The organism is Microbulbifer sp., assembly GCF_036563125.1.
Taxonomy (GTDB): domain Bacteria; phylum Pseudomonadota; class Gammaproteobacteria; order Pseudomonadales; family Cellvibrionaceae; genus Microbulbifer.
The window spans coordinates 1-3,956 of record NZ_DATCMV010000070.1; the positions used below are offsets into that span (position 1 = coordinate 1).

Here is a 3,956-nt window from a genome sequence, read left to right on the forward strand (position 1 = left end):
TGCTGGGATTGATGCCCTACCCGGCACACCCCGGGCACAAGCAAGTGGCAAAGGATTAGGCGAATGCAGCAGGCCCCAGCCACACAAGACCCGCCCACAGAAAACACCACGGGCAACGCGAACAGCAATGCCGCAGCGGGAGACGAAACCCTGCCGGATATGATCGCGCAGCTGGTACCACCGCCGCAGCCCCCAGCGGTCTCCATGTGGCCGGCAACCCCTGCGGCAAAAGGTCTCGCCGCGCTCCTGCTACTGCTGCTTGTATTTTTTGTTTGGCGGCAAATACAGACCTATCGCGCCAATGCCTATCGACGCGCCGCGCTCGCCGAACTGCAGCAGGCCGCGGAGGATCCCGCACAGATCGCGGAAATACTGCGCCGCACGGCCCTCGTCGCCTATCCCCGCACCGAAGTTGCGGCACTGACCGGCGACCACTGGCTCGGCTTTCTCAACCAGCGCTACCCGGGCAACGGCTTCAGCGGCGACGTGGGGCGCGCTTTGTTGCAGGGCCCCTACCGCAAAGAGAGACCGGCACAGTCCGGTGCGCTGGCGCAGGCCGCGCGTGACTGGATTCGCCAGCACAAGGTCGACCACCCAAGTTCACGCCGGTTTCATTGGCCCCGCAAAACTGCCGAGGCCCCGCCGTGATCGACTTTGCCACTCCCTGGGCCTTGGCCCTGTTGCCGCTGCCATTTCTCGTGTGGAAATTCGTACCGGCTCACCGGGAGCGCGTGCCCGCCCTGCGGGTGCCGTTTTTCCAGCAACTGGTGCAGGCCATCGGCATAAAGCCCGGCGCGGGTGCGGTGGTGCTCGACCGCAGTCGCTGGCAGTGGCTGCTGGGTGCCATGATCTGGACGCTGATCGTCACCGCCCTGGCGCGGCCGGAATACGAGGGCGATGCGGTGACACTGCAAAAGCCCGCGCGGGACTTGATTGTCGCCGTGGATATTTCCGGTTCCATGGAACAGGAGGACTTTATCGCCAGCGATGGCCAAAAAATGCAGCGTCTCGACGGCGTCAAACAGGTGTTAACGCAATTTCTCAAAAGCCGTGAAGGCGAGCGCGTGGCGCTGATCGTGTTCGGCACCAAGGCGTTTGTGCAGGCACCACTGACCACCGACCTGGATACGGTGCTCGAATTACTGCAGGAAACTGAGGTGGGCATGGCCGGCCCCCACACCGCACTGGGCGATGCCATCGGCCTCGCCATCCGCCAGTTTGAAAGCAGCGAGGTGGAACAGCGCCTGCTGATCCTGTTGAGTGACGGCAGCGACACCGCCAGCACCATGAGCCCGATCAACGCCGCCGCCATTGCCGCCCAGCGCAAGGTCAAGATTCTCACCATCGGCGTGGGCGACCCGGACAGCGACGTGGAAGAAAACCGGGTGGATGTGGACGCCCTAAAAGCCATCGCCAAACGTACCGGCGGCGAGTTTTATTTTGCCAACGACGAACAGGCGCTGGCGGCGGTATACGACCAGATCGACAAACTGGCGCCGAAAATGATCGACAGTGAAACCTACCGCCCCCACCACGCCCTGGCGCACTGGCCCTTGGGCCTCGCGTTGCTGCTGGGCCTGCTCGGCCTCGCGGCCCGTCTGCAGCCATCGAGAATGGCACGACGCCGGACCGCAACATGAGCACGCTGCTCACCGATTTCTCCGCGTTCCACTTCCTGCGCCCGGCGTGGCTGCTGCTATTGCCGCTGATTCTGCTTCTGTGGTGGTACTTCCGACGCGACCAGCACAGGGACGCCCAAAATAGCGGACCAATTGCCCCGCACCTGGCGCAGGCCCTGGTGGTGGGCGATCAACGCCGGCGTTTGTTAAAACCGGTGGACCTGATCGCACTGTTGCTCGTACTTCTGACCCTCGGCACCGCCGGCCCCAGCTGGACGCGCCTGCCGGACCCGCTGATGGCCAAGACCACACCACTGGTAGTGGCACTGCAAGTCAGTGAAAGCATGCTGGAAAAAGACGTACCGCCCGACCGCCTCGCCCGCGCCAAACAGAAAGTGCTCGACCTGCTGGAGACCCGCGACGGCGCGCCCACGGCGCTGGTCGCCTATGCGGGCAGCGCCCATCGCGTGGTGCCATTGACCGATGACCAGGCATTGCTGCGCCCCTATCTGGAAGGACTGAGCCCGGAGGTAATGCCGGTACCGGGAGAGAACGCCGCAGCGGCGCTGAAACTCGCGGAACAGATTCTTGCCAATGAGGAGACTCCCGGCGGCATCCTGTTTTTACTCAACAGCCTCAGCGATGACGATGCCAACGCCATGTCACAACACAACAATCAAAACGGATTGGGCTTTCTGCTCGTAGCGCCAGGCAACCAGAATGGCGGCGCTATTTCCAAAGTACGCGATGCGCGGGTGGAGCGTGTGAGCGCGGACAAGAGTGACCTGCGCGCGCTCAACCGCTATTTCGACAGCGCCTTCCGCCAGGCACTGGCATCCGACAAAAACCTGCAGTGGGAAGATCGCGGCTGGTGGCTGGCGTGGCCGGCGGCATTGCTCGCGCTGCTGTGGTTTCGCCGCGGCTGGGCGATGTCTGGAAGGAATGGGTCCCGCAGGGCACTTTCCACCAGCGCCGTTATCCTGCTGGCGTTCACGATGATGCAAGGTCTACCCGACAATGTCGCGGCGCAAAATCCACAGCCGAGCGCCAGTGGCGACGGCAGGCTGCTGGGCAGGCTCCTCACTCCGGATCAGTTAGGACAGTGGTTCAGCTTCCGCAAAGACTACCGCCGCGCCGCGGCCAGCTTTCAGGATCCGTACCGCAGGGGCTACGCCCTCTACCAGGCCGGGCAGTTTGAAGACGCAGCCAATGTTCTCGCCGAACTCGATACCCCTGAGGCGCTGTTTACCCGGGCCATGGCACTGACCAAAACCGGGCAATACGAGGATTCCATCGCGGCATTTCAGCAGGTATTGCAATTCGACCCCGAATTTCCCGGCGCACAAAAAAACCTGGAACTGACGCAAAAAATTCTCGCGTATATGCAAAGTTCCCGCGGCGAAGAGGAAGAGGAACTGCAGCCGTCCGGCGAACAAGGCGAGGAGTCCGAACTGGAACAACCGCAGCAGAAACCGCAGCAGCAGGACAAGGCGAAAAATGAAAACCCGGTGAGTGCCGAGCAGTGGATGTCCACGCTCGACACCGGCACCAGCGAATATCTCAAACAGCGCTTTGCCGCCGAAGCCGCCAGCGCAAAAAATAATGACAAAGGCAGCGGGGAGAATCGCCGGTGAAACGCTGGATTCTCACCTTCACCCTTTGGATGTTTACCAGTGCCCTGACCGTGGCCGCGGATGCACCGCGGATCGAATCCCGCCTGTCGGCGGAAAAGGCCGTGCCCGGTCAATCGCTCTCCTTGGTGGTCACCATTCTGGTACCAACGTGGATGACCAAGCCGGCGGATTTTCCCGAATTTGACCAGCCCAATCTCTCCATCACCCTGCCCGGTCGCTCGTCGCTCGCGGTCAGCCAGGTGATCGACGGCAACACCTGGTCCGGGGTCACCCGTGAGTACCTTATCGTACCGCTGGCACCGGGCACCTATCGCCTCGCCGCTGGAGAGATCAAGGTCATCTACAAGAATCCCGACGGCGGCGGTGATCTGCAGGCGGCGCTCAAGCTCGCACCGCCCGCCATTGTGGTCAGTACGCCCAAGGGTGCCGAGGGATTGCAACCGTTTATTGCCGCGCGGGATCTGACCCTCACTCAAAGCATCGAGGGTGAGCCAGAAAAAATGCGCACGGGTGATGCCTTTTCCCGCACCGTCACCGCCACCCTCGTGGGCTCCACGGTGAGATTTATTCCCCAGCTGCTGAACACGCAAAGCCCGAACGGCCTGGCCGCCTATGCAGACGCCCACAAGGCGGAAGACAAAACCGATTCCCGCAACGACGAAACCATCGGTATCCGTACTGAGCGCGTAACCTACGTGGCGGA

General features: G+C 62.3%; 4 protein-coding genes. All 4 read left to right on the forward strand.

Annotated elements, in window-relative coordinates; genetic code table 11:
• Positions 1–63 precede the first annotated feature (63 nt).
• Complete coding sequence (locus tag VIL80_RS05875; RefSeq protein WP_332035216.1) at positions 64–648, forward strand: DUF4381 domain-containing protein; 585 nt, start codon at positions 64–66, stop codon at positions 646–648.
• A complete protein-coding gene (locus VIL80_RS05880) occupies positions 645–1,640 on the forward strand; it encodes a VWA domain-containing protein (RefSeq protein ID WP_332035217.1) in 996 nt (331 codons plus the stop codon). Before VIL80_RS05875 ends, VIL80_RS05880 begins: the two co-directional genes overlap by 4 nt.
• Positions 1,637–3,253, forward strand: coding sequence for a VWA domain-containing protein (locus VIL80_RS05885; RefSeq protein WP_332035218.1), 1,617 nt, complete (start codon positions 1,637–1,639; stop codon positions 3,251–3,253). The genes VIL80_RS05880 and VIL80_RS05885 overlap by 4 nt, the downstream gene beginning before the upstream one ends.
• The coding region (locus VIL80_RS05890) for a hypothetical protein (protein ID WP_332035219.1) at positions 3,250–3,956 on the forward strand (707 nt) is incomplete at its 3' end. The genes VIL80_RS05885 and VIL80_RS05890, both read left to right, overlap by 4 nt.

Excerpts from the sequence above, each read along its gene's own strand:
- VIL80_RS05875 (WP_332035216.1), top strand. The coding sequence starts at position 64 with ATGCAGCAGGCCCCAGCCACACAAGACCCGCCCACAGAAAACACCACG.
- VIL80_RS05885 (WP_332035218.1), top strand. The coding sequence starts at position 1,637 with ATGAGCACGCTGCTCACCGATTTCTCCGCGTTCCACTTCCTGCGCCCG.